Raw genomic sequence first — 26683 nt, forward strand, 5'->3', positions numbered from 1 at the left:
CCGCCCCCCGCGGCCCCAGCCACCGAGCCGATCGGCGTCTTCGTCCCCTCGAGCTGCACGCCACGGATAGACTCGACGGTGCCGAACTGCACAGTCATCGCCCGCCTGGCCTCGGTGCGCGAATACGTCCCGCCGCCCAGGCCCTGGGCACATCCGCCGAGCACCAGCAGCGCAGCGAGCGCACCTGCCGCCGCACGCAGCTTCATCGATCCGGAATTCACCATGCCTCTTCTCCAAAAGCCCGTCGATAGCGCGCAGCGATGTCTTCACGCGTCGGCGCGTGGTTCTGTCCCCCACGGTACGCGATCTTGATCGCGCCCATCACTGCGGCAAGGCGGCCCGCCCGCAGCATGTCCCAACCGCTCGCGAGGCCGTGCAGCAAACCGGCGCGGTAGGCATCTCCGCAACCGGTGGGATCGACGATCGCGTCCGGCTTGGCCGCCGGCACGCCGAGCACCTCGCCGCCGCAGTGGATGCGCGAACCCTCCGCACCCAGCGTCACGACGAAGCCCTCGACCATCGCTGCCAGTTCACGCTCGCTGCGGCCGGTCTTTTCGCACATCAGGCGGGCCTCGTAATCATTGACTGTGCAGTAACGGGCCAGTTGCAGGCATTCGAGTAACTCTTCGCTACCGAGGATGGGCAGGGCCTGGCCCGGATCGAACACGAAGGGAACACCTGCCTCGGCAAAGCCCCTCGCATGGCGCAGCATGCCGTCGCGCCCATCGGGCGACACGATGCCCAGCCTCACACCTATCGCCTCGCGGACGTCATTGAGATGGGAATGGAACATCGCCCCCGGATGGAAAGCGGTGATCTGGTTGTCGTCCAGATCGGTGGTGATGAAGGCCTGGGCAGTAAAGGTGCCGGGCACCTCGCGGATGTGGTCCTGCCTCAGCCCCAGCTTCTCCAGCCGGTAGCGGTAGGGGCCGGCATCCTCGCCGACCGTCGCCATGATCAGCGGATCGCTGCCGAGCAGCTTCAGCGAATAGGCGATGTTGCCCGCGCAGCCGCCGAATTCCCTGCGTAGGTCGGGGACCAGGAAGGAAACGTTCAGGATGTGGATCTGCTCGGGCAGGATGTGGTTCTTGAAGCGGTCCTGGAAGACCATGATCGAGTCGTAGGCAACCGATCCGCAGACGAGAATGGACATGGGAAATGGCCCGGCAAGAAGAAGGGCCGCCATTATACGAGGCCTCCACGCCGCGCCCCGGGCGGACACGTGCCGGCGGCCCCGCCCCCTGGCGTCGCAAACGCGGGGATGGCTGGCATGATTCACTCCCACACGTGCACAAGCCGGTCATCCCACCGTAACCGGCCCGTCACCGCAGCGCAACGCAGGCTTTCGAGAATGGTCCGCACTCCAACGGAACGGACCCACGCCATGCTCCAGAACCGCCAGCCACGCCAGGAAGCCGCCGCACGCAAGGGGCGCAACCTCCACGTCGGCCTCGCCACCTGCGAGACCGAGATCCTCGAAGCGCAGAAACTGCGCTACCGCGTGTTCGCCGACGAGATGGGCGCGCGCCTGGCGACACGCACGCCCGGCGTCGACCGCGACATCTACGACCCCTTCTGCGAGCACCTCATCGTCCGCGACGAGGATGCCGGCCGCATCGTCGGCACCTACCGCATCCTGTCGCCGGCAGCCGCACGCAAGGTGGGCGGTTATTACTCCGAAAACGAATTCGACCTCACCCGCCTGCAACACCTGCGTCCGCGCCTGGTGGAAATCGGCCGCTCGTGCATCGACGCCGAATACCGCAGCGGGGCCGTCATCGCCTTGTTGTGGGGCGGACTGGCGCGCTACATGCAGGAAAACGGCTATGACTATCTGGTGGGCTGCGCCTCGATCAGCATGGCCGACGGCGGCCACGCAGCAGCCAGCCTGTATAATCGCCTGCACGAAAAACACCAGGCTCCCACGGAATACCACGTCTTCCCGCGCTGCCCGCTGCCGATGGCGGCGCTGCGCTCCGATCTGGCAACCGAAGCTCCGCCGCTGATCAAGGGCTACCTGCGCGCCGGCGCCTGGATCTGCGGCGCCCCGGCCTGGGACCCCGACTTCAACACCGCCGACCTCCCCATCCTGATGCCGATGAGCAAGGTCGACGACCGCTACGCGCGGCACTTCATGGGACGCAGGGACTGATGAATCGATCGGGGCAGGCCGGACAATTGACCGCAGACACCCAAGCAGCGGCGTATCCCCACCCGCCCCCGTCGCTTGCCGGCCAGGCGCCCGCCATGCTGCGCGCCTGGCGTTACCTGCGCCTGGCCCTGCATCTGCTGGAAGGCGCCCTGACGCTGCTGCTGTGCGTACCCTTCTGCGCCAGACCCACCCATCTCCGCCTGCGCCAGCGCTGGTCACTGCGCATGCTCGGCATCCTGGGCCTGCGCCTGCAGTTCCAGGGCGCTCCGATTGCACCGGGCACGATGCTGGTCGCCAACCACGTCTCGTGGCTGGACATCTTCGTCATCAACGCAATGACGCCGGCCGCCTTCGTGAGCAAGGCGGAAGTGCGCAACTGGCCGGTGATCGGCTGGCTCGCGGCCAAGAGCGACACCATCTTCCTGCACCGCGGCAGCCGCGGCCACGCCCGCATCATCAACGCCGAAATCGCCACCCTGCTCGATGCCGGCGACAACGTCGCGATCTTCCCCGAAGGCACCACCACGGACGGCAGCCGCGTGCTCCATTTCCATGCCGCCCTGCTGCAGCCGGCCATCGCCTGCGGCCACGCCGTGCAGCCGCTGGCGCTGGCTTACCGCAAGCCCGACGGCAGCTACAGCCGCGCGCCCGCCTACGACGGCGAACTGACGCTCGGCCAGTGCCTGGCCAACATCATCGCCGAACGCAGGCTCATCGCATGCGTCAGCGCCGCCGCCCCAATCGAAACCCGCGACGGAACCGATCGCCGCAGCCTGGCGCAGAAGGCACGCGCCACGATCATGCAGGACATCGGCTGCGCGGACGGCGACGGCCAGCCCTGAACGAAAGCGGCCGCCGCCCGTACCCGGCAGGGCCGATCAGCCCGGCACCTGGAACACCTCGCCATCCTCGATCCTCACCGCAGTCAGCTTGCCGCCCCACACGCAGCCTGAGTCGAGCGCGATCAGGCCTGGTTCGCGGTAAAACCCCAGTGCGGACCAGTGCCCGCAAACGATGGTATGCGTCCGGCTGAGCCGGCCGGGTACCCGGAACCACGGCGAGGTCCCGGGCGGCGCCTGTTCGGGAGCCCCCTTCGCCCGCAGCGCCATGCGGCCATCGGCAGAGCAGAAGCGCATGCGCGTGCAGGCATTCACGATCACGCGCAGACGGTCCCAGCCCTTGAGCTTGTCGTTCCAGCGCTCCGGCCGGTTGCCGGCCAGTTCGAGCAGGAACTTGCGCGCCTGCGGCCCGGCCAGCACGGCCCCCACCTCGTCGGACAAGGCCTTCGCCTGTTCCACCGTCCAGCCAGGCAGCAGCCCGGCATGCACCAGCACATGCTCGCCCTCGATCTGCACCAGCGGCCTGCTCGCCAGCCAATGCAGCAGTTCGTCGCGATCCGGGGCCTCGAGCACCTGGAACAAGGTATCGTCGTTGTCGCGTCGCTTGTAGCCGGCCGCGACCATCAGCAGATAGAGATCGTGATTGCCCAACACCGCATCGACCGTCCCCCCCAGGTCGCGCAGCAGACGCAGCACTCGCAGGGATTCCGGACCGCGGTTGACGAGATCACCAACCACCCACAGATGGTCGTGCAAAGGATCGAAGGCGATGCGTTCGAGCATGCGCGCCAATTGCGCGTAACAGCCCTGGATGTCGCCGATGGCGTAAGTTGACATGCTGGGAGACGGATACGGGCCGCAGCAGACGCGCGGCAAGGTGGCTGAAAATCGGCATTTTAAAGGATCAAATCTTTCAATCGCTCAATGCATCGACGATCTGCCCGGCAAACTAGCGAAAATCGTCGAGATGCAAGGCCATTATCGCATCCACGATATGCCGGTCGATCTCGTCATAGTGACCGCAAGACTGCGAAAACCCCCGCCTCGGCGCAGATGCAACGCGTGCCTCTACCAACTCTGGGCACTTTTCTGCCACACGTGCGAGGCAGCGCTGCAGAAGATCGGCTTGCGCTCGACGATCATCCAATCCATGCCTGCCGCTCTTCCCTGAGCAGCCGTTCCACGTACGGCACGAAATCCTCGTTGTGATGGTTGTGACGCAAGCTCAGCCGTGCGTCGCCGCAGAACATTCTGCGCTCCTTCAGGACCCGCCCCGGCAAAGGCTCTCCGACACGGGAAAACCGCCCAGTCCCGCAGCTCGCTCTTCGCCTGCAAGGCGTAGAACAAGAAAACGGGCGCCGAAGCGCCCGTTCTGGTTTTCAAACCTGCCGAGGGGACAGATCAGAAGGTATGGCGGATACCGACACCCAGCAGGTCGGAGTTTTCGCCGCCCGGAGTCAGATCGCCAGCCTTGGCACGATACTCAACCAAGCCCAGTTCTTCCCCCTTGCCGTTATCCGTACGGTTCCATGCGACATAGGCGGTGGTGCGCTTAGACAAGGCATGGGTATAGGCCAGGGTGTAGGACTTCACGTCAGTGTCTTTTTCGCCCTTCGGGTTGTCGAATTCGACTTCGCCGTAAGCAAAATGCACATTACCAGCCGTGCTGACTGGAACGACCAAGCCGACTTGCCACAGATCGGCATCATAGCTTTTCCAGCCACTCAGGTTCGATGCGGACTGATAGGAGGCATGAAACGACACAACACCGAAGTCATAGCTGGCGCCCAAACCCCATTCTTTTTGCTTCTTGCTGCCGTTTTCGGTTACCCAGTTGAGGGTGTCGTCCAACTCAAAATTCTCGGAGTACTTAACGATCTGATATACACCGCCGACCTTCAGCGGGCCGTTGGCATACTCAAGGCCCACACCATAGGCATCGTCACTGCTGGGGTTTGCATAGTCATAAACGTCAGGAGTGCTGGTCCCGCGCTTGTAGTTGACTTCTTCATTCTTGGCCGAATAGATGACACGAGCGGTCAGGCCGGAGAATGAACCAGTGTAGGCGACCGAGTTGTTCCAGCGGGCACGATTATTCGGAGTAATGCTCATCCCCGCACCATTCGACAGGACAGACTGGGGACCGATGGCAGCAGCGGCCAGTGCATCGTAGCTGAAGAAGTAGCCGGGCGCATACTGGCGGCCGAGGCTGATGGTGCCAAAAGAGCCACCGAGACCGACGAAGGCCTGACGCGAATAAGCAGAGCCTTCGACATGCTCAGTGCCTTCGTCAATGTTGAATCCTTGCTCCAGCACGAAGACAGCCTTCAGGCCATTGCCCAGGTCTTCGGTGCCGCGGAAGCCCAGACGGCTGCCCGACAGGGCACCGCTATTCACGCCGCGCAGGTCGTTTTCACCGTGCTTGCCGAAACCGACATATGCGTCAGCCACACCGTAGATGGTGACGTTGGACTGAGCGAAGGCCGGAGCCGAAACCAGGCCGGCGATGGCCAGCGCGATCAGTTTCTTCTGCATGAATCGTCCGAGAAGCTCTCCTTTCGGCCTTCACCCTGGCCTGCGCATCCAAGGCGACATCGTGACGCCACTTGCCGCAGGCGATTGGGAGGCATGGGATCGTCCTGGACACTCCCCCTGATCTGGATGAACGCCGACGACCCTGCACCCGGCATTCAGGCACGACAATGGTGGATGGGTGGATCAGCTTCTGGGAACGTGCCCTGCTGGAGCAACGCGGACGGATTGTGTTGCCCCTTGAAACACGGCTCTGATTTGCCAGCCTTGTTGCATGTCCGCAACATGCATCGCCGAAATGTGGTGTTTTCGCGCTGCGAGGCTTGCAAGGCCAGCGGCAGATTTGCAGAATCGCTCCAACTTCTCGCCAGAGAGGTGAGTAGGACCGAGGCAAATGCCAAGGTCTCAACTTCATATTTGAGGAGAAACACATGCAGAAGAAACTGATCGCGCTGGCCATCGCCGGCCTGGTTTCGGCTCCGGCCTTCGCTCAGTCCAACGTCACCATCTACGGTGTGGCTGACGCATATGTCGGTTTCGGCAAGCACGGTGAAAACGACCTGCGCGGCGTGAATAGCGGTGCCCTGTCGGGCAGCCGTCTGGGCTTCCGCGGCACCGAAGACCTGGGCAACGGCCTGAAGGCTGTCTTCGTGCTGGAGCAAGGTATCAACATCGACGAAGGCAGTGGTTCGGGCTACCAGCGTCAGGCCTTCGTTGGCCTGGGCGGCTCGTTCGGCACCGTGGCTCTCGGTCGTCAGTATGCGCCGGGCTACTTCTTCCAGTACGACGGTCTGGGTGGCGCCGCAGTCGGCCCGCAGTCCATCCTGTCGAACTACGCTGGCCTGACCATCACCCCGAACACTCCGGCCCGTTGGAACAACTCGGTCACCTACACCGGCACCTTCTCCGGCCTGACCGCTCGCGCCATCTACTCCGCCCAAGGCGTTGAAGTTGACGAAAACCCGAGCGACGACGACGCCTACGGTTTTGGCCTGGACTACAGCAACGGCCCGCTGAAGGTCAGCGGTGTGTACCAAGTCGCCAAGTATGACTTCGCTGCAGCCCCCAACGACGAAAAGCAGAAGGAATGGGGCCTGGGCGCCAGCTATAACTTCGGCGTCGTGGCACTGAGCGCGTCCTACCAATCCGGTGACAACGTGCAAGGCGTGAAGGACCGGGATGCAGATCTCTGGACCGTCGGCCTGGCCGTTCCGGTTGGCGCAGCCGGCAGCATCCACCTGGCTTATGCCGAGGTCGAATTCGATCGCCCGGCTGGCGCCAGCGACACCGAAGTCAAGTCCTACACCCTGGCCTACACCCACGCCCTGTCGAAGCGCACCACCGCTTACGTTGCGTTCAACCGCACCGACAACGACAACGCCGAAACCGCTGGCCTGGTTGGCTACGGCCACAAGGCTGGTTCGACCTTCGGCGGCGAAAACTCCGACCTGCTGGGCGTCGGTATCCGCCACACCTTCTAATCTGTCCTCTCGACAGGTTTGAAAGCCAAAACGGGCGCTTCGGCGCCCGTTTTTTCGTCTACGCCTTCGTTTCCATTCCATTTTCTTCCCCATCACCGCAATGGATCGAGTCTGAAATATTCGCCACTCAGCCTGCCCACATGCCAGTTGGCGATAAGCTCTTCCCTATGGATCTCGATCCACGCATTGACGAGCATCTGCTTGTTGCGCGGCAGCTCGCCGAAAATGATCTGGTTCGACTCGATATCGAAACCCGCCTCAAGCCCCTGCCACATGGCAAGCACGAAGGGTGTCGTACCTTGTCCCGGCCTGGGCATGGCAAAGGCGATCACGATGCCGTAATAGGCCGAAATCGGACGGAAAGCAGCGCCATATCGCGGCCGCACGGGCGCCCTGGTGTAGAGGTGTGCGATGTCGAGACCGGCGATCTCGAAGCGGGCAATCGCTTCGAACAAGGGCTCGAGCGGATACTGCTCGTTGCCGTAACGGCGGCTTGCCCGCGGCGCTGCATGGCCGGTCAGCGCATCATGGACCTCCTCCTCGATACCCACCGCACGGCACGTATCCTTGAAGGTATGGCGAAAGGAATGGAACACCTTTCTGCGATCGCCGATACCTACCTTGCGGCGCAGGTAGCCCGAGAAGAAGGTGCTGAAATAGCCGCCGAGCTTGCCACGTGAGTTCGGCCGAAGGTCGGGAAACAACAACCCCGCCCCCTTCCTGCCTGCAACGTAGTCGAGAAAGCCACAGTCCAGCAGAATCGCGTGGACAGGAATTCGCCGGCGCGAGGCGCCGTTCTTGAGTTGTGCATGCTCGGCATCGTCGCTGATGCAAAGATAATGGCCCAGCCCCTCTGCATGGCGGACGTCGCCAACGAGCAATTGCGCCAGTTCCTCCACCCGCGCCCCCGTCAACAATGCGAGCAGCGGCAACCAGAACGCGGCCTCTCGCCCTCCTCCCCGCGGCCGCTTGCCCTCGGCATGGATTTCGGCGCGGAACAGGCTGTTCAGCTCTTCCACGGTGAACGCGACACGCGCCTTGCGCTGCTGTGTTTCCAGCACCCGTACCTCGACAGCAGGGTTCGAGGCCATCAACTCGTAATCGACTGCCGTACGGAACAGGGTCTTGATGATGCCGATCTTGTGATTGACGGTGACCGGGCTTTGGTCCGAGTCAAGCAGATGGTCACGAAAGGCGAGCAGATCCTTGCGGCGGATTTCCCCGATCGGCATCCTCCCGTTGAACGCGGCGAACGCATCGAGGACCCTGCGATACTGGACCATCGTCGCAGCCCGGCGGCCGACTGACGAGCGCTTCCACAGCTCGAACAGCGACGCATAGGCATCGGGCTTCCCATCCACGGCACTGGCAAGCGCTGCCGGCCTCTTCTTGATCACGAGATGCTGCCTCGTGTCCGTACTCTTCATTGCAAACTCCTGGCGTCATGAAACAAGCGCCGGGAAGCTAAACCACCATTCCCGAACGGCGAAGCATGCGAAAATCCGCCCTGGGGAGATCGTGGCAGCGGGTCACGCAACTCATCCGGCACAGCCAAAACAACTCGAAGGGAAAAAAATGATGTCAAAACAATGGGCGTGTTTGATCGCTTTGGGCCTGACGGCCGCGACGCCGGCACTGGGCGCCGGCCAATCGGAAGCCAAGGGCTTCATCGAGGACAGCTCGCTGAACCTGTTCCTGCGCAATGCCTACATCAGCCGTGACTACAAGCAGGGCAACCAGGACAAGGCCGAATGGGGCCAGGGCGCGGTGCTGAACTTCAGTTCGGGCTTCACCCAGGGCACGGTCGGCTTCGGCGTCGATGCCTTCGGCCTGTATGCCGTCCGCCTGGATGGCGGCAGCGGCCGGGCAGGCGCGGCCGGCATCGACTTCTTCCGCGTGGACAACAATGGCGACGTCGAACGCGATGTCGCCCGGGCCGGCGCCTCGATCAAGCTGCGCTTCTCCAACACCGTGCTCGCCTACGGCGATCTGCGCCCGACGCTGCCGGTGCTCAACCACGACGCCTCGCGCCTGATGCCGGAGAGCTTCACCGGCACGATGATCACCTCGAACGAAATCGAAGGTCTGACGCTGCACGCCGGCCGCTTCCACGCCGAAGCGCGCAAGAGCGACGAGAACCGCGACGGCGGCAGGCTGAAGGCCATCGACCTGATCGGCGGCCGCTACCAGTTCAACGACGTGTTCAGCGGCGCGCTGTACGCGTCGGACATCGAGGACGTGCTCGAGCGCCAGTACATCAACCTGAACTACATGCGCCCGCTGGCGCAGGGCGATTCGCTCACGCTCGACTTCAACGGCTACAACACCAAGCAGGACAAGGAGTTCGATCCTGACGAAGGCAGGAACCGCATCTGGAGCCTGGCCGCGACCTATGCCACCGGCCCGCACGCCTTCACCGTGGCGCACCAGCGCAGCAGCGGCGACGTCGGCTTCAACTACGGCTTCTATCAGAGCGAAGGTTGGGTGGGCAACGGCGGCAGCACGATCTTCCTCGCCAACTCGTTCTGGTCCGACTTCAATGCCAAGGACGAGCGCTCCTGGCAACTGAGCTATGCGGTGGACTTCACCGAATACGGCGCGCCCGGCCTGAGCTACGTCGTCGCCTACGTCCGTGGCGACAACATCGACGCCGGCGCACCGAGCCGTGGCAAGGAACGCGAATGGTTCAACCAGTTGAGCTACAAGGTGCAGAGTGGCGCAGCCAAGGACTTGAGCATCCGCCTGCGCGCATCCTTCCTTCGCGTCTCGGAGGATGCCCGCGCCTATAACAGCGAAGGCAACGAGATCCGCGTGTTCGTCGACTATCCGCTGAACCTGTTCTGATCCGCATGGTGCGGGGTGCCGGATGGTCGGTGCCCTGCCCCGAGTGCAGCGGAACTCCTTCCCGTCTTTAGCACTCTCAAGGCGCGAGTGCTAAAATCACGCACACAAGGAGGACACAAGCCCATGTCTCAAGCCCTGTCGTTTCCCGTTCCCGCCGCTGGCAGCCTGGATCAATACATCCAGAGCGTCAATCGCATGCCCATGCTCAGCGAGCAGCAAGAGGTGGAACTGGCGACGCGCCTGCGCGAGCAGGGGGACGTCGAAGCAGCGCGCCAACTGGTTCTGTCCCATCTGCGGGTAGTCGTCGCGATCGCGCGCGGCTACCTGGGCTACGGCCTGCCGCATGCCGACCTGATCCAGGAAGGCAATGTCGGCCTGATGAAGGCGGTGAAGCGCTTCGACCCCACGCGCGGCGTGCGTCTGGTGTCGTTCGCGATGCACTGGATCAAGGCCGAGATCCACGAGTACGTGCTCAAGAACTGGCGTCTGGTGAAGATCGCCACCACCAAGGCGCAGCGCAAGCTGTTCTTCAACCTGCGCGGCATGAAGCAGGACACCGGCACGCTGAACCCCGCCGAAGTCGACAGCATCGCCGCCCAGCTCGGCGTCAAGCCCGAAGAAGTGGTCGAAATGGAAACCCGCCTCGGCGGCCGCGACATTCCGCTCGAAGGCGGCAGCGACGATGACGACGAACGCTTCGCCCCAATCGCCTACCTGCCCGACCCTCACGCCGAGCCGTCCGAGGTGCTGGCCCAGGCCGAGCTTGCCCATCTGCAGGACAGCGGCCTGCGCAACGCGCTGGCCAGCCTGGACGACCGCAGCCGCGCCATCGTCCAGCGCCGTTGGCTGGCCGAAGGCGACAGCGCCACGCTGCACGAACTCGCAGCCGAATACGGCGTATCGGCCGAGCGCATCCGCCAGATCGAGGCAAAGGCAATGCAGAAGATGCGCGGGATGCTGGCCGCTGCGGTCTGAGCGGCCTCCCGGCGTTCGATCCGGCGCTGGCCGGCCTGTCGAACGCGCTCACGGCGGGCACCCCCATCGTCGGACTGCGCTGACGCGCAGCCTTACTTTCCGGCCAGCAAGGCCTTGATGTCCGCCATGACCTTCGCCGGCTCTTCGGCGTGCTTCATGTACAGCCGCAGGCGGCCTTGCGGGTCGAACACGTAGGTGCCTGCCGAATGGTCAATGGTGTAATGGCCGTCGAGATCGCCACTCTTGCGGTAGAAGACGCGGAAATCCTTCGCGACCTCGGCGATCTGATCGGGGCTGCCATGCAGGCCCAGGAAACGCTTGTCGAACACCGGCACGTACTCCGCCAGCAATGCGGGCGAATCGCGCTCCGGGTCCACGGTGACGAACAATACCTGGACCTTGTCGCCGTCGGGCCCGAGCTGCTGTACCACGGTACTCATGTCGGACAGGGCCGTGGGGCAGACGTCGGGGCATTGGACGTAGCCGAAGAAGATGGTGACGACCTTGCCCTTGAAGTCGTCCAGCGTGCGGACCTGGCCGTGGTGATCGGTGAGCCGGAGGCTCTTCCCGTACTCCGCCCCGGTGATGTCGGTGCTGTGGAAGACGGGCTCGGACGGCGCGCAGGCGGCGAGCAGGCCAAGCGCCAGCACGGACGCCGCCAGCGGGCGCACGAAACGGGAAAGAGAAAAGGACATCGGGCACCTCATGCTGCCTGTTCGATCAGCGCCCGATGATAGACGCTTGCGGCGTGCCCCGCACCGCCCTCGTCGCCCCGCCTGCGTCAAGGCGCCGCACCCCGCATGTCACCACCGCAGGTAGTGATCCACCAGCAGCGCGGCGAAAAGCGCGAACAGGTAGACGATGGAAAAGCGGAAGGTGCGCCGCGCGAGCGCATCGCTGTAATCGCGATACAGCCGCCAGGCGTACAGGATGAACTGCAGCCCGAGCGCCACCGCCGCGCCCAGATAGAGCGCGCCGCTCATGCGCGTGGCGAAGGGCAGCAGCGTGACGCCGAACAGGATCAGCGTGTACAGCAGCACCGACAAGCGGGTGAACTCGGCGCCATGCGTGACGGGCAGCATCGGCAGGCCTGCGCGTGCGTAGTCGGCCGTGCGGTACAGCGCCAGCGCCCAGAAATGCGGCGGCGTCCACGCGAAGATGATGAGGAACAACAGCAGGGCGTCGCCGCTGACCTCGCCCGACACCGCCGCCCAGCCCAGCACCGGCGGCATCGCGCCCGATGCGCCGCCGATGACGATGTTCTGCGGCGTGCGCGGCTTGAGCAGCACCGTATACACCACGGCATAACCGACGAAAGTCGCCAGTGTGAGCCACATCGTCAGCGGATTCACCGCCTCGTGCAACACCATCAGGCCAAAGCCGCCGAGCACGCCGGCAAACAGCAGCACCTCGGCGGGCGCCAGTTCACCGCGCGGCAGCGGCCGCCCCCGGGTGCGCGCCATGCGGGCATCGATCTGGCGCTCGATCAGGCAGTTCATTGCCGCCGCCGCACCGGCCACGCAGGCGATGCCGAGCGTGGCGGCGAAGACGGTCAGCGCGCCGGGCAGCCCCGCGGGCATCGCGAGGAACATACCGATGACCGCACAGAACACGATCAGCGAATTCACGCGCGGCTTGGTCAATACGTAGAAGGCGCGCAAGCGCCCGGCGCGGGCCGCATCCAGAGCCAGTGTCTTCATGATCTCCCCTCCTCGATCGCGATTGCCAGCGCCCGCCCCGGGCGCCGCCCGGCGCTTGCCGGCAAGGCGTTCGGCGCGCCGAGCCGGACATTCACCCATACCATCACCCCGACCAGCAGCGCGGCGCCGGCGTTGTGCGCAGCCGCCAGCGGCAAGGGCAGCGACAGCAGCACATTGGCGATGCCGAGCCCGATCTGCAGCGTCAGCGCCACCAGCAGCGCAGCCCCGGTATCGAAGGTGGCGCGCCGCCGGCACAGCGCCCAGCCGAGCAGGAACAATGCGCCGCCGGCCACGAGCGCGCCGACCCGGTGCGCCCAGTGGATGGCGGTGAGCGCGGCGTTCGACAGTAGCTCGCCGTCGGCCGTCATGCCCAGTTCACGCACCACGTGAAAGGCATTGGCGTAGTCGGCATCGGGGGCGAAACTACCGTGGCAGGCCGGGAAATCCAGGCAGGCGAGCGCGGCGTAATTGGTGCTGGTCCAGCCACCGAGGGCGATCTGGCCGGCGAGGAGGACGAAGGCCAGCCGCGCCCCGAACACCATCCGGCGATGCGACGGCCCATCGTGCCCCATGTCCACGCCCGACTGCCTGGCGCCAAGGGCGCACAGCGTCAACCAGGCCAGCAGCGCCAGCGTCGTCAGGCCGCCGAGCAGGTGCGCGGTGACGATCGCCGGCTTCAGCAGCAGGGTCACCGTCCATTTGCCGAGCAGGCCCTGCAACATCACCACGGCGACCAATGCGCCCGCCACCCCGGGCGCGGCACGCGGGCTGTCGCGCAGACGCCAAGCCAGCACGGCAATGCCGACGATGAGCAGGCCGAGCGCAGCCGCCAGATAGCGGTGGATCATTTCCTTCCACGCCTTGGGCAGGCTGACCGGCCCGTGGGGCGCGGCGGCATGCGCGTCGCGGATGGCATCGGCCGCCTGCGCCGGCGTGGGCTTGCCATAGCAGCCCGGCCAGTCCGGACAGCCCAGGCCGGCATCGGCCAGACGGACATAGGCACCGAACACGACGACGACGAAGGTCAGCAGCAGCGCGCCGAGCGCAAGACGGCGATACAGCGCCAGCGTGGCCTTCATGGCCGCCCTCCCCGCCCCAGTGCGGAGTATTTCAGCAGGCGCTGGAGGTCTTTGGTCAGTGCGCGCGCGGCCTCGGTGACATCGAGCCTGTCATCGAAGCGCATCATCACGTTGCCCAGCGGATCGACGAGATAGACCGCGCCCGCCAGGCTGCCGCTCGCGGGCTGCGGCAGCGCGGCCAGCCAGGCGGCATCGGCACGCACCACATGCAGGGCATCGGCCGCGGAAGGGCCGGGCAACTGCCCCGCGGCGGGCTTGCCGGCATCGGTGACCAGCCATACGCGGGCCACGCGCTCCATCTCCCTGGCCTGTGCGATGCGTGCCTGGCGCGACACGTAGAGCGCACGGGCGCATGCACTGTCACAGATCGACGGCGCCGCCAGCAGCAAGGTCCAGTGCCCCTGCAGTCCGCCCCGGCCCAATGCCGGCTGGTCGCCGATCCCGGCCAGCACCGTATCCGGCAAGGGCACGGGTTCGAACAGGGTGCCGTTGTTCACCCGCCCCTGCGGCTGCCAGACGTAGAACATCAGGTAGGATGCGGCCACCGGCAGGATGCATACCAGTGCAAGCAGCAACAGGATAAGGCGTGCCCGGCGCCGCGCTGCGAGCGGCCCGGATCGGGGCGGCCGGACGGCGCGGCCGCGCTCAATGTCCGGCGAGGCGAGGGTTCCGCTCGTCATGGGTCCTCCGCAAGAAAACGCGCCATGCGTGGGCGCCGGTCAGGGCCGCGGCAAGCGCGGCCAGTGCATACCATTGAAACGCATAGCCACGGTGGCGATCGATGCCGGCCGCAGGCAGCAGCCAGTCGCGCACTAGGCCGTCACCCGATGCGGAGGTCTGCAACACCAGCCAGGGAGCGAAACAGGCGGCATCTCCCGCCTGCCCAGGGCACAGCGGCAAGACTGCGCCCCCGCCTTCGACGACGCTTCGCTCGGCAAGGCGCGCCATGTCCAGCACCTGCCATACGCGGCCCTGCGTGCCCTGCCCCGCCCGTGCCAGCGTGAAGGCATCCGCCTCCGGCACCTGCAGGCGCCCATCCACCACCACACGGCCGGGGTCGGCCGGCACTGCGGGCAAGACCCCGCGATCCGCCCCCGCCGACACCCAGCCGCGATTGACCAGCACCGCCCCCGAGCCGTCCGCCAGCCGCAACGGCATCAGCACGTGGTAGCCGGCGCGGCCGGCATGGGTGCGGTTGTCGAGGAAAACGCCCGCCGCCGGCAGCCACTCGCCTTCCAGCCGCAGAACCCGGCCCGCCTCCAGGCCACCGATGCCTGGCAGGGCGGCAAGCCGCAGCGCCGGACGCCGCGCGGCGGCATCGAGCACCGCCTGCAGTTCCGCCTTCTCCTGCGCGCGGCGCACCTGCCAGTTGCCGAGCGCCACGGCGGCGGCGGTGACCAGCGCACCGGCCAGTAGCGGCAACAGCAGGCGGAGGCGGGCAAGGGCAGGCATCACATCCGGCTCCCGGTGAGCTACAGCCAATACACGACGATGAACAGGATCAGCCACACCACGTCGACGAAATGCCAGTACCAGGCCGCGGCCTCGAAGCCGAAGTGGTGCTGCGGACTGAAATGGCCGGCCAGCACGCGGAACAGCATCACCGCCAGCATGATCGCGCCGATGGTCACGTGCAGGCCGTGGAAGCCGGTGAGCAGGTAGAACGTCGAGCCGTAGATGCCGCTGTCGAGCCGCAGGTTGAGATCGGCATAGGCGTGCCCGTACTCGTAGGCCTGCAGGCCGATGAACACCGCGCCGAGCACGATGGTGGCGAACAGCCCGAGCTTGAGCTGGCCGCGCCGGTTGCCGAGCAGGCCATGATGCGCCCAGGTCAGCGTGACGCCCGAGGTGAGCAGGATCAGCGTGTTGATCGCGGGGATGCCCCAGGCCCCCATCGGCGTGAAAGGCTCGGCGCCGCTCGGCGTGTACGGTCCGGACGTGGGCCAGGCACTGCTGAAGCCCTGCCACAGCAAGGCGGCGTTGTCGCCCGAGGCGAGCCAGGGGACGGACAGCACGCGAGCATAGAACAGCGCGCCGAAGAAAGCGGCGAAGAACATCACCTCCGAGAAGATGAACCAGCCCATCGACCAGCGGAACGACAGCCCGACGCGCCTGCCGTACTGGCCGGATTCGGATTCGCGCACCACCTGGCCGAACCAGCCGAACAGCATGTAGATCAGGATCGCCACGCCGGCGAAGAACAACCACGGGCCGGACGCCACGTCGTTGAGCCACAGCGCAGATCCCGCGCCGAACAGCAGCAGCGCGGCGGAACCGAAGATCGGGTACTTCGACGGCTCGGGCACGAAGTAATGGTCGAACCCGCGGACTGCTGTCGTCTGGCTCATGTCTTTCTCCCTGTCCGGACCTCGTTCGGCGCCGCTAGGCGAGCACCACCTGCACCGCGACGGCAATGACGATGACGAAAAGCGCCCCGGCCAGCACGCCGGCGGCGACGACCGCGAGCGGGTTCAGCGAACCCGCGTCGTCGAGGTAGGCCTGCCGCTTGCGCACGCCGAAGAACGACCACAGCACCGCACGCATCGTCGGCCAGAAGCCGGCGCGGCGCGGCGCATCATGTGACGGTCCGTCGCCCCCGGCGTTCATGTCGCCCCCTTGCCGGAAGCGGCGCGTTCCACCGCGGCGGCTGCCCGCCCCTGCGCCGCGGTGGTGGTATTGCGCCCCCGCAGCTCGAAGAAGGTGTAGGACAACGTGATCACCGTGACCTCTTCCGGCAATGCGGGATCGACGACGAACACCACCGGCATGATGCGCCGCTCGCCAGGCGCCAGTGTCTGCTGCTCGAAGCAGAAGCAATCCATCTTGTTGAAGTAGCGCCCCGCCAGTTGCGGCCCGTAGCTCGGCACAGCCTGACCGGTGATGGGCACCTCGCGCGTGTTCGACACCTCGTAGTCGACCTGCACCAACTGGCCCGGATGCACCTCGAGCGAACGCTGCAGCGGCCGGAAGCGCCACGGCAGATCATGCAGATTGGCGTCGAACTGGACCAGGATGCGGCGGCTGGCGTCGACCTGCGTGTTGACGACCGCACGCGCGCCGCGCTCCGCCTCCGGGCGCAGGAAGTTGTTGATGCCGGTGACCTCGCAGATCTTTTCGTAGAAGGGCACGAGCAGGAAGCCGAAGCCGAACATCGCCACCGCCGACACGGCCAGGCGCAGCAGCAGGCGGCGGTTGTCGGCGGCGAGGCGGCGGTGTGCATGCGAGTTCATCGTCCGAATACCTTGTACTTGAGGATGACGACCACGAAAAAGGCGAAGGCCACCACGGCCAGCATCAGGCCGGTGCGGCGGTTGGCAGCCCTGCGCTCGTCGATTCTTGCCACGCCCTGCTCCTCATTCCCGTTTCCGCTTCGCACTCGCGGCGCGACTGCCCATCCGTGCCGTTCGGTGCGGGCTACCCGCGCCGCGCGATGCTTCCGCCGGCGCGGCCCCGGCCTCAGCGGACGATCGGCGCCTCTTCGAAGGTGTGATGCGGCGCCGGCGACGGGACCGTCCATTCCAGCCCCTCCGCCCCTTCCCACGCACGCGCGGCCGCCCGCTCGCCGCCGCGCACGCACTTGACCACCACCACCAGGAAGATCAGTTGCGACAGCCCGAAGCCGAAGGCGCCGATCGAGGCCATGGCGTTGAAATCGGCGAACTGCAGCGCGTAGTCGGGAATGCGGCGCGGCATGCCGGCCAGGCCGAGGAAATGCATCGGGAAGAAGGTGATGTTGAAGAACACGATCGAACACCAGAAGTGCAGCTTGCCCAGGCCTTCGCTGGGCATGTGGCCGGTCCATTTCGGCAGCCAGTAGTAGGCCCCGGCGAACAGCGCGAACAGCGAACCGGCCACCAGCACGTAGTGGAAGTGGGCGACGACGTAGTAGGTGTCCTGCACCTGGATGTCGATCGGCGCGATGGCGCAGATCAGCCCGGTGAAGCCGCCCATCGTGAACACGAAGATGAAGCCGGTGGCCCACAGCATCGGCGTCTCGAACGTCATCGCGCCGCGCCACATCGTCGCCACCCAGTTGAACACCTTCACCCCGGTGGGCACCGCGATCAGCATCGTCGCATACATGAAGAAGAGCTGGCCGGCGGCCGGCATGCCGGTGGCGAACATGTGGTGCGCCCACACCGCAAAGGACAGGATCGCGATCGAGGCCGTGGCATAGACCATCGATGCGTAGCCGAACAGCGGCTTGCGCGCAAAGGCCGGGATGATCTGGCTGACGATGCCGAAGGCCGGCAGGATCATGATGTAGACCTCCGGATGGCCGAAGAACCAGAAGATGTGCTGGTACATCACCGGATCGCCGCCGCCCGCGGCGTTGAAGAAACTGGTGCCGAAATGGCGGTCGGTCAGGATCATCGTCACCGCACCGGCCAGCACCGGCATCACCGCGATCAGCAGGTAGGCGGTGATCAGCCAGGTCCAGCAGAACAGCGGCATCTTCATCAGCGTCATGCCGGGCGCGCGCATGTTGAGCACGGTGACGACGATGTTGATCGCCCCCATGATCGAGCTGATGCCCATGATGTGGATGGCGAAGATCGCCAGGTCCATGCCCATGCCCATCTGCACCGACAGCGGCGCATACAGCGTCCATCCCGCGGCCGAGGCGCCGCCGGGCACGAAGAAGGAACCGAGCAGCAGGACCGCGGCCGGCGGCAGCAGCCAGAAGCTCCAGTTGTTCATGCGCGCGAAGGCCATGTCGCTGGCGCCGATCATCAGCGGGATCATCCAGTTCGCGAAGCCGACGAAGGCCGGCATGATGGCGCCGAACACCATCACCAGGCCATGCATGGTGGTGAGCTGGTTGAAGAATTCCGGTTGCACCACCTGCAGGCCGGGCTGGAACAGTTCGGCACGGATCGTCAGCGCCATCACGCCCCCGGACAGGAACATGATGAAGCTGAAGATCATGTACATAGTGCCGATGTCCTTGTGATTGGTCGTCGTGATCCAGCGCATCAGGCCGGTCGGGCCGGGGTGATGCCCGTGGAGCTGCTCATGTGTGACGGCGGCCATGCGGATGTCCTCCTGTCCAGCGGCGGCGAAATGATGGCCCGGCTACAGGGCGGGCGACTGCGGCACGAGCGAGGCTTGCTCCACGGCAGCCGTCGCCGCCTGCTGCAGCCTCACCCATTCGGTGTATTTCTCCGCCGACAGCACGTGGACCTCGATCGGCATGAAGCCGTGGTCACGGCCGCACAGCTCGGCACAGTTGCCCCGGTAGATGCCTTCCTTGTCGGCACGGAACCAGGTGTCGCGGATGAAACCGGGAATGGCGTCCTGCTTGACGCCGAAGGCCGGCACCCACCATGAATGGATGACGTCGTTGGCCGTCAGCAGCACGCGCACCTTCTTGCCCACCGGCACCACCAGCGGCTTGTCCACCTCCAGCAGATAGGCCTCGCCCTTGGGCGCGCCGCCATCGATCTGCGCGCGCGGCGTGGACAGGCTGGATAGGAAGCGAATGCCCTCGCCTTCGCCCTGCAGGTAGTCGTAGCCCCACTTCCACTGGTAGCCGGTGGCCTTGACGGTGATGTCGGGGTTGGAGGTGTCCTTCATCTCGATCACGGTCCGGGTCGCGGGCCAGGCCATGCCGAGCAGGATGAGGATGGGGATGACGGTCCACGCGATCTCGACCGCGGTGTTCTCGTGGAAGTTGGCGGCGACGGCGCCCCTGGACTTGCGATGATGGAACATCGCCCAGAACATCACGCCGAACACGCCGATGAAGATGACCAGACAGATCACCAGCATCAGGGTGTGCATGTCGTTGATCTGCTCGGCGATGCCGGTGACCGGAGCCTGGAGGTTGTAGCGCGCTGGCACGTCCTGCGCGAACGCAGGACAGGCAGCGCCAAGAGCTGGCAGAGCACCCGCAACGCGACTGGCACGTCCCATGACCACCCCCTACGCTTTGTAGTTGTTTTGGCCCGTGCGACCGATGTTGCCATAGCAAAAAACACGCTAGCAACACGGTTTTCTGACAAAAATCAATATATTGCGTTGCAATATCTGCTAGGCGCCTCAATACTCTTGAGCTTCGGCCCTGGCTTCGGGGTTTTCCCATAGGGCCGTTTCTGGCGGCGCAGCAATACCCCTCCGGCGAACGGCCGGACGGCGCCGCTCTTTCCGCGGATCGATATCGGTATTACGCTCTCCGCCATCCATCCGCCCCGGAGAGCCATCCTGGAAACCGCCGCCTCCACCCCCTTCGCCCTGTTCGCCGCGCTCATCGGCGGCATCGGCCTGTTCCTGATCGGCATGAACATGATGACCGACGGCCTGAAGCTGGCCGCCGGCCGCGCCCTGGAAGGGCTGCTCGAACGCGGCACCGCCACCGCCCCGCGCGGCCTCGCGGCGGGCTACCTGATCACCGCATTGGTGCAGTCTTCCACCGCCGTCACCGTCGCCAGCATCGGTTTCGTCAACACCGGCCTGCTGTCGCTGAAGAACGCCCTGTGGGTCATTTTCGGCTCGAACCTGGGCTCGACGATGAACGCCTGGCTGGTGGCCGTGCTCGGCTTCGGCTTCAGGATCGACGCCTTCGCCCTGCCCTTCGTGGGCATCGGCGCCATACTGATGCTGGCCGGGCGCACGCTGCGGGCGCGTTCGCTGGGGCAGGCGCTGGCGGGTTTCGGCGTGCTGTTCCTCGGCATCGGCGTGCTCAAGGACAGCTTCTCGGGGATCGGCGACATGGTCGATCTGCAGGACTTCATCGCCCCGGGCCTGGCCGGCTGGCTGATCCTGGTCGGCATCGGCACGCTGCTCACGGTCATCATGCAGACCTCCGGCGCCGTCATCGCCATCGTCATCACCGCCGCCCAAGGCGGCCTGCTGTCGGTGGAAGCCGCCTGCGCCATCGTCATCGGCACCAACATCGGCACCACCTCCACCGCCATCCTGGCAGCCATCGGCGCCACCTCCAACGCCCGCCGGCTGGCGGCGGCGCACGTGATGTTCAACGTGGTGACCGGCATCGTGGCGCTGTTGCTGCTGCCCCTGCTGATCGGCCTCGTCGACTGGCTGCGCGGCGTGCTCGAACAGCCGGCGACGCCGGCGCTGATGATCGCGCTGTTCCATACCACGTTCAACGCCCTCGGCGTGCTGCTGATGGTGCCGCTGGCACCGGGCATGCTGCGCATGCTCAACGACATGTTCCGCACGCGCGAAGAAGAAGTGGCCCGCCCGCAGCACCTCGACACCAACTCGCTGGCCATCCCCGATCTCGCCATGCATGCGCTGCGCCTGGAACTGACGCGCACGCAGGGCTTCGCCGTCGCCGCCCTGGCCGCCGCCACCCAGCAGCCGCCCGACGAACCGGTCATCACGCGCGAGACCGCGGCGCTGCAGGCCCTGGCGCCGGCAATCGGCAACTATGCCCACCAGCTCAGCGCCGCGGCGCTGCCGCCGACGCTGGTCGAACAGCTCGCCCACAGCCTGCGCACGCTGCGCTACCAGGAAACCGCCGCCGTGCTGCTGCATGAGGCATCCAGCCTGCTGCGCAGCCTGTCGCACACCGAAACGCAAGGTTTCGCCAGCAAGGTCGAATGCTTCCGCCAGGCCGTCGCCCACCTCGCCGAAGCCGCCGATCCGCGGCACGGCGACTTCAGCCCCGGCGCCGTATCGGTGCGCCTCGACGAAGCGGAGGCTTGCTACCAGGCGCTGAAGGAGGCCCTGTTCCTCGCCGGCGCCCATGCCCGCCTGGACATCCGCAGCATGCAGGAGTGGCTGCGGCTGGCGAGCGTCGCACGCCGCGCCGCCAAGCAGGTGGCGAAAGCCGCACGCATGATCGCCGCCCTGGAAGAAGGCACCTCGGCCACCGAAGCGGCGCAGAACGAAGAAAGCGACGAAAACGCCGACTGAAGCGCGGCACCCCCGCCTCCAGGCACGCCGCACACGGCCCCGGGGCGGGGCAGGACGGGACGCAAGCCCCGGGCCCTGGCCGCGAAGCCGGTACAATGCGCGCCATGGACACCGCGTTCGCGCCCTCTCCGGCACCTTCTTCCCGTTCTCCGGCCCCTTCGGGCGCCGCGCTGCACATTCTCGAACACGTCTTCGGCTACGCCGCCTTCCGCGGCGAGCAGCAAGCCATCGTCGAGCACGTCGCGGCCGGCGGCGACGCGCTGGTGCTGATGCCCACCGGCGGCGGCAAGTCGCTGTGCTTCCAGATCCCCGCGCTGCTGCGCGAAGGCACGGCGATCGTGGTATCGCCGCTGATCGCGCTGATGCAGGACCAGGTCAGCGCCCTGGTCGAGGCCGGCGTCGGCGCCGCCTTCCTGAATTCCAGCCAGGACATGGACACCGCGCGCGCGGTCGAGCGCGCCCTGTACGCCGGCGAACTCGACCTGCTCTACGTGGCGCCCGAACGCCTGATGACGCCGCGCTTCCTCGACCAGCTCGACCACCTGCGCGACACCGGCCGGTTGGCGCTGTTCGCCATCGACGAGGCGCACTGCGTCTCGCAGTGGGGCCACGACTTCCGCCCCGAATACCTGCAGTTGTCGATCCTGCCGGAGCGCTACCCGTCGATTCCGCGCATCGCGCTGACCGCCACCGCCGACCGCCAGACGCGCGAGGAGATCGCCCAGCGGCTGAACCTGCAGCATGCGCGCCGCTTCGTCTCCAGCTTCGACCGGCCGAACATCCGCTACACCATCGTCGACAAGGACGACCCGCGCCGCCAGTTGCTGCACTTCATCCGCGAGGAATGCGCCTCCGAAGCCGGCATCGTGTACTGCCTGTCGCGGCGCAAGGTGGAAGAAACCGCCGCCTGGCTGCAGGAACAGGGGCTCAAGGCCCTGCCCTACCATGCCGGCATGACGCAGGAAACGCGCGCCGAGCACCAGACCCGCTTCCTGCGCGAGGACGGCCTGATCATGGTGGCGACGATCGCCTTCGGCATGGGCATCGACAAGCCCGACGTGCGCTTCGTCGCCCACCTCGACCTGCCGCGCTCGATCGAGGGCTATTACCAGGAAACCGGCCGCGCCGGCCGCGATGGCCTGCCCGCGCAGGCGTGGATGGCCTGGGGCGCGCAGGACGTGGTGCAACAGCGGCGCATGATCGACGAGTCCGAGGCCGGCGAGGAATTCAAGCGCCTGGCGCGCAACCGGCTCGACGTGCTGGTCGGCCTGGTCGAAGCCACCACCTGCCGCCGCCAGCACCTGCTGGCCTACTTCGGCGAGGACGCCGGCCCTTGCGGCAACTGCGACAACTGCCTGCACCCGCCGCAGACTTGGGATGCGACCGAGGCCGCGCGCAAGGCGCTGAGCTGCGTCTACCGCACGGGCCAGCGCTACGGCGCCGGCCACCTGATCGACGTACTGCGCGGCGAGCCGACCGACAAGGTCATCGAGCGCGGCCACCAGGACATCACCACCTTCGGCATCGGCAGCGATCTGGACGAAAAACGCTGGCGCACGATCTTCCGCCAACTTGTCGCACGCGAATTCATCGCCGTAGACCACGAGCGCTACAACGCGCTGCGCCTGACCGACGCCGCCCGCCCGCTGCTGCGCGGCGAAGCCGAGTTCCACCTGCGCCTCGAACGCGAAAAGAGCCGCAGCCGCAGCAAGCGCCGCAGCGCCGCCCCGCTCGACATCCCGGGCGGCATCCCGACCACGCTGTTCGACCGCCTGCGCGCCTGGCGCGTGGCAACGGCAAAAGAGCGCAACGTACCGGCCTACGTCGTGTTCCAGGACGCCACGCTGCGCGAGATCGCCATCGCCCGGCCGCAGTCGCTGGCCGAACTGGCCGGCATCAGCGGCATCGGCGACCGCAAGCTGGAGGCCTACGGCGAAGCCATCCTCGGCATCGTCGCCGAAACCACCTGAGCCCCCACCGAATGGAAACGGGGCGCGATCCGCCGGATCGCGCCCCGTTTCCCAAGCTGCAGAAACCGCCTGCAGCAGGCTGCTTACAACACTTTCAGCAGTTCCACTTCGAACACCAGCGTCGCATTGGGCGGAATCACGCCGCCGGCGCCGCGGGCGCCGTAGCCCAGCTCGGGCGGAATCGTCAGCTTGCGCTTGCCGCCTTCCTGCATGCCCTGCACGCCTTCGTCCCAGCCGCGGATGACATGGCCCGCACCGAGCGGGAAGTTGAACGGGTCGTTGCGGTCCTTGGACGAATCGAACTTGCGGCCATCGGTCAGCCAGCCGGTGTAATGCACCGACACCATCTTGCCCTTGACGGCGGTTTCGCCGCTGCCGGTTTCGATGTCGTCGATGACAAGGCCGCTGGCGGTGGTGGTCTGGGTCATGCGTTTCTCCTGCTCCAGGGGTAAAGGCCGGATTCTACCTGCCGCTGCGGCGGCGATCGGCGAAGCGGGCGCGGAACTTCGCCACTTTGGGCGCGACCACGTACTGGCAGTAGGGCTGATCGCCGTTGTTGGCGTAATAATCGTGGTGCTCCGCCTCCGCCGGCCAGAAGGCCGGTGCCGGCTCGACGGTGGTGACGATCGCATCGGTAAAGACGTTCGCCGCCTCCAGCTCCGCGATCAGCGCCAGCGCCGCCTGCCGCTGGGCCTCGCTGGTGGCGAAGATCGCCGAGCGATACTGCGTGCCGCGGTCGTTGCCCTGGCGATCGGGCGTGGTCGGGTCGTGGATCGCGAAGAAGATGTCGAGCAGGTCGCGATAGCCGATCACCGCGGGATCGAAATCGATCTTCACCACCTCTGCATGGCCGGTCGTGCCGGTGCATACCTGGCGGTAGCCCGGCGACTCGACCTGCCCGCCGCAATAGCCGGACAGGACGGCGTGGACGCCTTCGACTTCGGTGAAGACCGCTTCCAGGCACCAGAAGCAGCCGCCGCCCAGAATGGCCGTCTCGAGGACCGGCTCCGTGTTCGTTCGAATCATCGTGAATGCTCCCGTGGTCTATCGGCCGGCGGCCCCGCCGCTACGGTCGGCGCGCCGTGCCGGCATTGCCCGCCAGTCCCGCTCAGCGGAATGAAAAGCCATAGTAGAGGTCGAGCGCGGTATCGGTGCCGCCGCGCGCCACCACCGACAGCCGGCGCGTCAGCTGGTAGCTGAGCTTGACCAGCGTTTCCGCCCCGCCCAGGCTCTGCTCGAAGGACAGGAACAGGTCGGGGCCGAGGCGCTTGCCCAGGCTCAGCACCTGGCTGGACACCGACGGCCCGCTGGCGATGGTCGAGCCGCCGCCGACCACGCGGCTGGTGGCGGTGCGCGACGTGCTGTTGAGCTCGCCCTGCCCGATCGAGAAGCTGTCGAAGCCCAGGCTGCGCGACAACTCGTCGGTCATGCCGCCGCCCGGCCCGCCGAGCAGGGCCTGCGCGGCGGGCAGGAGCAGGCCGAGATCGGCGCCGGAGGCGGCATCGGGCGCACGCCCGAGCACGATCCACGACAGCTTTTCCGGGTCGGGAACATTGGGCTCCGACACCAGCCTCACCTGCGGCCGCTTGGCGCTGCCGGTGACGGCCACGCCCGCCTCGACCGCCAGCCCCTTGCGCAGCGCGACGATGTTGAGCCCCGGCGCGTCGAGCGGCCCCTGGAAGTTGACCACCCCGCGGTCGATGACGAGGTTCTGGCCATAGCCGCGGTAGGTGCCGCCGGCTGTGGCGATGGTGCCAACAGCCGACAGGGGCAGGCCGGGGCGCAGGCGCAGGTTCAGCTCGCCTTCCAGCCGGGTTTCCAGCCCCATCGCCGACAGGTAGAGCGCCTCGCCCAGCCCGACGCGGACGTCGGCGCTGAGCGCGAAGCCGCCTTCTGCGGGCTCGTCGTCGCGACCCAGCACGACGACGTCGTCCGACAGGCTCGGCGCCGGCGTTTCGGCAAACTCGACGTAGCCCGCATCGGCGCGGAAATCCGCGTCCAGCACCAGCGACGTCCAGGTGCTGCGCGCCGTGCCCGCGCCCGACAGGATCATCCAGCGGTCGTCGCGCTGCAGCAGCGGCAGGCGGTCGGCATCGAAGCGGAAATCGCCCTCGCCGCTGTCGAGCCGCACTTCGCCGCTGGCGGTGAAAGCGCCGGGCGTCGCCGTCAGGCGGTCGAAGGGAATGCGGCTCTCGCGCGGCCGCACGCGGTTGGGCGACACGAAGGCCAGCCGTTCGAGGTGTACGCGATCGCTGTCGAAGCTGGCGTCGAACTCGCCGCCGGACAGGATCAGGCCCTGGTCGACCAGCGCCAGTTGCAGCGTGCGCCCGGACAGCCGCCCGGATGCGAGCGGCGCGGCCAGCGTGCCGCCCAGTTCGACACGGCCCTGCAGGCTGCCGCCGGTTTCGACGTTCTCGCGCACCAGCCGCCCGAGCCAGGTGATCGACGGCATGTCGAGCGCCGCCGAACCCGACAGCACGGTATCGGCAGGCAGCGACCACATGCCGTCCGCCCCGCGCCGCGCGCGCAGGCTGGCATTGGCCTGCAGGCTGCCGAACTCGCTGCCGCGCGCATCCGCGCTCAGCGTCAGGCGGTCGCCGCTGGCGAGCAGCACCGCCTCCAGCGCTTCCAGCCCGAGCCGGGTGCGGATCTCGCCCTCGACGCTGAAGTCGCCCGACTCGCGGAACACGCGCATGCGCCCGTCCAGCGTCCGGCCCACGCTCAGATCCCAGTCGGCGCCCAGCACCAGCGGACCGGGCCCCCGCCGCGGCCGCCCATCGGCACGCGATACCAGGCCGAAGGCGAGGCCGGTCAGCGAGCCGCGCGCCACGCTCTGCTGCGGCGACCAGGCCGTTTCCTGCAGGTGGAGACGACCGTTCTCGCCCAGCGCGAGCTGCGCCTCGCCGAGGCTCGCCGCGGCTGGCGACAGGTCGAGCCGCGCCGGCGCCAGCAGGCGGGCGGCGAAGCGGCCGACGCTTTCCAGCGCGCTCAGTTCGCCCGCCCAGCGCGGGCCGGGCTGGCGTGCCGTCGCCTCCTGCAGCCCGCCCTGCAGGCGCAGGCTGAGATTGTCGCTGATGCCGTCCTGCTCGGGCGTGGCGAGATCGAGCGCGACATCGTGCCGGGCACGGGTCCCGGACGCGGACAGGCGGGCATTCGCCAGCCAGTCGGGCTGCGTGCTTCCATCGGCCGCCCTGGCGGTGGGGCCCAGGCCGGACAGGCCCATCGACAGC

At 66.7% G+C, this 26683-nt stretch carries 26 protein-coding genes and 1 pseudogene; 8 read left to right on the plus strand and 19 right to left on the minus strand.

Annotated features, from left to right (window positions below):
- Together C666_RS13215 and C666_RS13220 are read right to left on the minus strand one after the other, a co-directional pair.
- Window positions 1-224, minus strand: a pseudogene (locus tag C666_RS13215) (hypothetical protein); the annotation flags it as partial.
- A complete protein-coding gene (locus C666_RS13220; protein WP_004340410.1) occupies window positions 218-1153 on the minus strand; it encodes a carbohydrate kinase family protein in 936 nt (311 codons plus the stop codon). The pseudogene C666_RS13215 and the gene C666_RS13220, both read right to left, overlap by 7 nt.
- 231 nt (window positions 1154-1384) lie before the next feature.
- Here C666_RS13220 and C666_RS13225 point away from each other — a divergent pair, with 231 nt between their 5' ends.
- Together C666_RS13225 and C666_RS13230 are read left to right on the plus strand one after the other, a co-directional pair.
- The gene (locus tag C666_RS13225) at window positions 1385-2152 is read left to right on the plus strand and encodes a GNAT family N-acetyltransferase (protein WP_004340413.1); all 768 of its coding nucleotides are present in this window, start codon (window positions 1385-1387) and stop codon (window positions 2150-2152) included.
- A gap of 95 nt (window positions 2153-2247) precedes the next feature.
- Window positions 2248-2994, plus strand: a complete 747-nt coding sequence (locus tag C666_RS13230; protein WP_004340414.1) for a lysophospholipid acyltransferase family protein — start codon at window positions 2248-2250, stop codon at window positions 2992-2994.
- 36 nt (window positions 2995-3030) lie between these two features.
- On the opposite strand, the gene C666_RS13235 is transcribed toward C666_RS13230, so the two are convergent.
- On the minus strand, window positions 3031-3828 hold the full coding sequence (locus C666_RS13235) for a symmetrical bis(5'-nucleosyl)-tetraphosphatase (protein ID WP_004340417.1): 798 nt from the start codon (window positions 3826-3828) through the stop codon (window positions 3031-3033).
- Between C666_RS13235 and C666_RS20555 the strand changes: the two genes are divergently transcribed.
- On the plus strand, window positions 3827-4162 hold the full coding sequence (locus C666_RS20555) for a hypothetical protein (RefSeq protein WP_154666248.1): 336 nt from the start codon (window positions 3827-3829) through the stop codon (window positions 4160-4162). The two genes, C666_RS13235 and C666_RS20555, sit on opposite strands and share 2 nt — an antisense overlap.
- Before the next feature lie 230 nt (window positions 4163-4392).
- Here C666_RS20555 and C666_RS13245 read toward each other — a convergent pair whose 3' ends face one another.
- Window positions 4393-5526, minus strand: a complete 1134-nt coding sequence (locus C666_RS13245) for a porin (RefSeq protein WP_004340419.1) — start codon at window positions 5524-5526, stop codon at window positions 4393-4395.
- A 428-nt stretch (window positions 5527-5954) separates the two neighbouring features.
- On the opposite strand from C666_RS13245, the gene C666_RS13250 reads away from it, so the two are divergent.
- Window positions 5955-7004, plus strand: coding sequence for a porin (locus C666_RS13250; protein WP_004340421.1), 1050 nt, complete (start codon window positions 5955-5957; stop codon window positions 7002-7004).
- Between the two features lie 92 nt (window positions 7005-7096).
- Here the strand turns inward: C666_RS13250 and C666_RS13255 are convergent, their stop codons facing one another.
- Window positions 7097-8431, minus strand: a complete 1335-nt coding sequence (locus tag C666_RS13255; protein ID WP_004340422.1) for a DUF4160 domain-containing protein — start codon at window positions 8429-8431, stop codon at window positions 7097-7099.
- 151 nt (window positions 8432-8582) lie between these two features.
- Between C666_RS13255 and C666_RS13260 the strand changes: the two genes are divergently transcribed.
- Window positions 8583-9848 (plus strand): OprD family porin, encoded by a 1266-nt coding sequence (locus C666_RS13260; RefSeq protein WP_004340423.1) that lies wholly within the window; start codon window positions 8583-8585, stop codon window positions 9846-9848.
- 123 nt (window positions 9849-9971) lie between these two features.
- On the plus strand, window positions 9972-10823 hold the full coding sequence (gene rpoH / locus C666_RS13265; protein ID WP_004340424.1) for an RNA polymerase sigma factor RpoH: 852 nt from the start codon (window positions 9972-9974) through the stop codon (window positions 10821-10823).
- A 92-nt stretch (window positions 10824-10915) separates the two neighbouring features.
- Here the strand turns inward: rpoH and C666_RS13270 are convergent, their stop codons facing one another.
- The 11 genes from C666_RS13270 to coxB form a co-directional block, all read right to left on the minus strand.
- The gene (locus C666_RS13270; RefSeq protein WP_004340425.1) at window positions 10916-11518 is read right to left on the minus strand and encodes an SCO family protein; all 603 of its coding nucleotides are present in this window, start codon (window positions 11516-11518) and stop codon (window positions 10916-10918) included.
- A 108-nt stretch (window positions 11519-11626) separates the two neighbouring features.
- Window positions 11627-12523, minus strand: a complete 897-nt coding sequence (gene cyoE / locus C666_RS13275; RefSeq protein ID WP_004340426.1) for a heme o synthase — start codon at window positions 12521-12523, stop codon at window positions 11627-11629.
- Window positions 12520-13602, minus strand: coding sequence for a COX15/CtaA family protein (locus C666_RS13280; protein ID WP_004340427.1), 1083 nt, complete (start codon window positions 13600-13602; stop codon window positions 12520-12522). The genes cyoE and C666_RS13280 overlap by 4 nt, the downstream gene beginning before the upstream one ends.
- Entirely contained in the window at window positions 13599-14282 is a 684-nt protein-coding gene (locus C666_RS13285) for a redox-active disulfide-containing membrane protein (protein WP_154666181.1), read from the minus strand. The genes C666_RS13280 and C666_RS13285 overlap by 4 nt, the downstream gene beginning before the upstream one ends.
- Window positions 14248-15054, minus strand: a complete 807-nt coding sequence (locus tag C666_RS13290; RefSeq protein WP_004340433.1) for an SURF1 family protein — start codon at window positions 15052-15054, stop codon at window positions 14248-14250. The genes C666_RS13285 and C666_RS13290 overlap by 35 nt, the downstream gene beginning before the upstream one ends.
- A 20-nt stretch (window positions 15055-15074) precedes the next feature.
- Window positions 15075-15950 (minus strand): cytochrome c oxidase subunit 3, encoded by an 876-nt coding sequence (locus tag C666_RS13295; protein WP_004340436.1) that lies wholly within the window; start codon window positions 15948-15950, stop codon window positions 15075-15077.
- Window positions 15951-15984: 34 nt separating this feature from the next.
- Window positions 15985-16209 (minus strand): DUF2970 domain-containing protein, encoded by a 225-nt coding sequence (locus C666_RS13300; protein ID WP_004340439.1) that lies wholly within the window; start codon window positions 16207-16209, stop codon window positions 15985-15987.
- Entirely contained in the window at window positions 16206-16832 is a 627-nt protein-coding gene (locus C666_RS13305) for a cytochrome c oxidase assembly protein (protein WP_004340443.1), read from the minus strand. Before C666_RS13305 ends, C666_RS13300 begins: the two co-directional genes overlap by 4 nt.
- Window positions 16829-16945, minus strand: coding sequence for a cytochrome oxidase small assembly protein (locus tag C666_RS20820; RefSeq protein WP_211206751.1), 117 nt, complete (start codon window positions 16943-16945; stop codon window positions 16829-16831). The genes C666_RS13305 and C666_RS20820 overlap by 4 nt, the downstream gene beginning before the upstream one ends.
- Before the next feature lie 113 nt (window positions 16946-17058).
- Window positions 17059-18636, minus strand: coding sequence for a cytochrome c oxidase subunit I (gene ctaD / locus C666_RS13310; protein WP_004340445.1), 1578 nt, complete (start codon window positions 18634-18636; stop codon window positions 17059-17061).
- Between the two features lie 42 nt (window positions 18637-18678).
- On the minus strand, window positions 18679-19446 hold the full coding sequence (gene coxB / locus C666_RS13315) for a cytochrome c oxidase subunit II (RefSeq protein ID WP_004340448.1): 768 nt from the start codon (window positions 19444-19446) through the stop codon (window positions 18679-18681).
- A gap of 435 nt (window positions 19447-19881) precedes the next feature.
- Here coxB and C666_RS13320 point away from each other — a divergent pair, with 435 nt between their 5' ends.
- Window positions 19882-21483 carry a Na/Pi cotransporter family protein gene (locus C666_RS13320; protein WP_004340450.1) on the plus strand — a complete coding sequence of 534 codons (1602 nt, stop codon included), beginning with the start codon at window positions 19882-19884 and terminating at the stop codon, window positions 21481-21483.
- A gap of 95 nt (window positions 21484-21578) precedes the next feature.
- Window positions 21579-23453 carry a DNA helicase RecQ gene (recQ, locus tag C666_RS13325; RefSeq protein WP_004340453.1) on the plus strand — a complete coding sequence of 625 codons (1875 nt, stop codon included), beginning with the start codon at window positions 21579-21581 and terminating at the stop codon, window positions 23451-23453.
- A gap of 83 nt (window positions 23454-23536) precedes the next feature.
- Here the strand turns inward: recQ and C666_RS13330 are convergent, their stop codons facing one another.
- The 3 genes from C666_RS13330 to C666_RS13340 form a co-directional block, all read right to left on the minus strand.
- A complete protein-coding gene (locus tag C666_RS13330) occupies window positions 23537-23881 on the minus strand; it encodes an FKBP-type peptidyl-prolyl cis-trans isomerase (protein WP_004340455.1) in 345 nt (114 codons plus the stop codon).
- Window positions 23882-23915: 34 nt separating this feature from the next.
- Window positions 23916-24479, minus strand: coding sequence for a peptide-methionine (S)-S-oxide reductase MsrA (msrA, locus tag C666_RS13335; protein ID WP_004340458.1), 564 nt, complete (start codon window positions 24477-24479; stop codon window positions 23916-23918).
- An 82-nt stretch (window positions 24480-24561) separates the two neighbouring features.
- Window positions 24562-26683, minus strand: a 2122-nt coding sequence (locus tag C666_RS13340; RefSeq protein WP_211206752.1) for a translocation/assembly module TamB domain-containing protein, incomplete at its 5' end; no start/stop codon positions are given.

It is taken from the genome of Thauera linaloolentis 47Lol = DSM 12138 (assembly GCF_000310205.1).
Taxonomy (GTDB): domain Bacteria; phylum Pseudomonadota; class Gammaproteobacteria; order Burkholderiales; family Rhodocyclaceae; genus Thauera; species Thauera linaloolentis.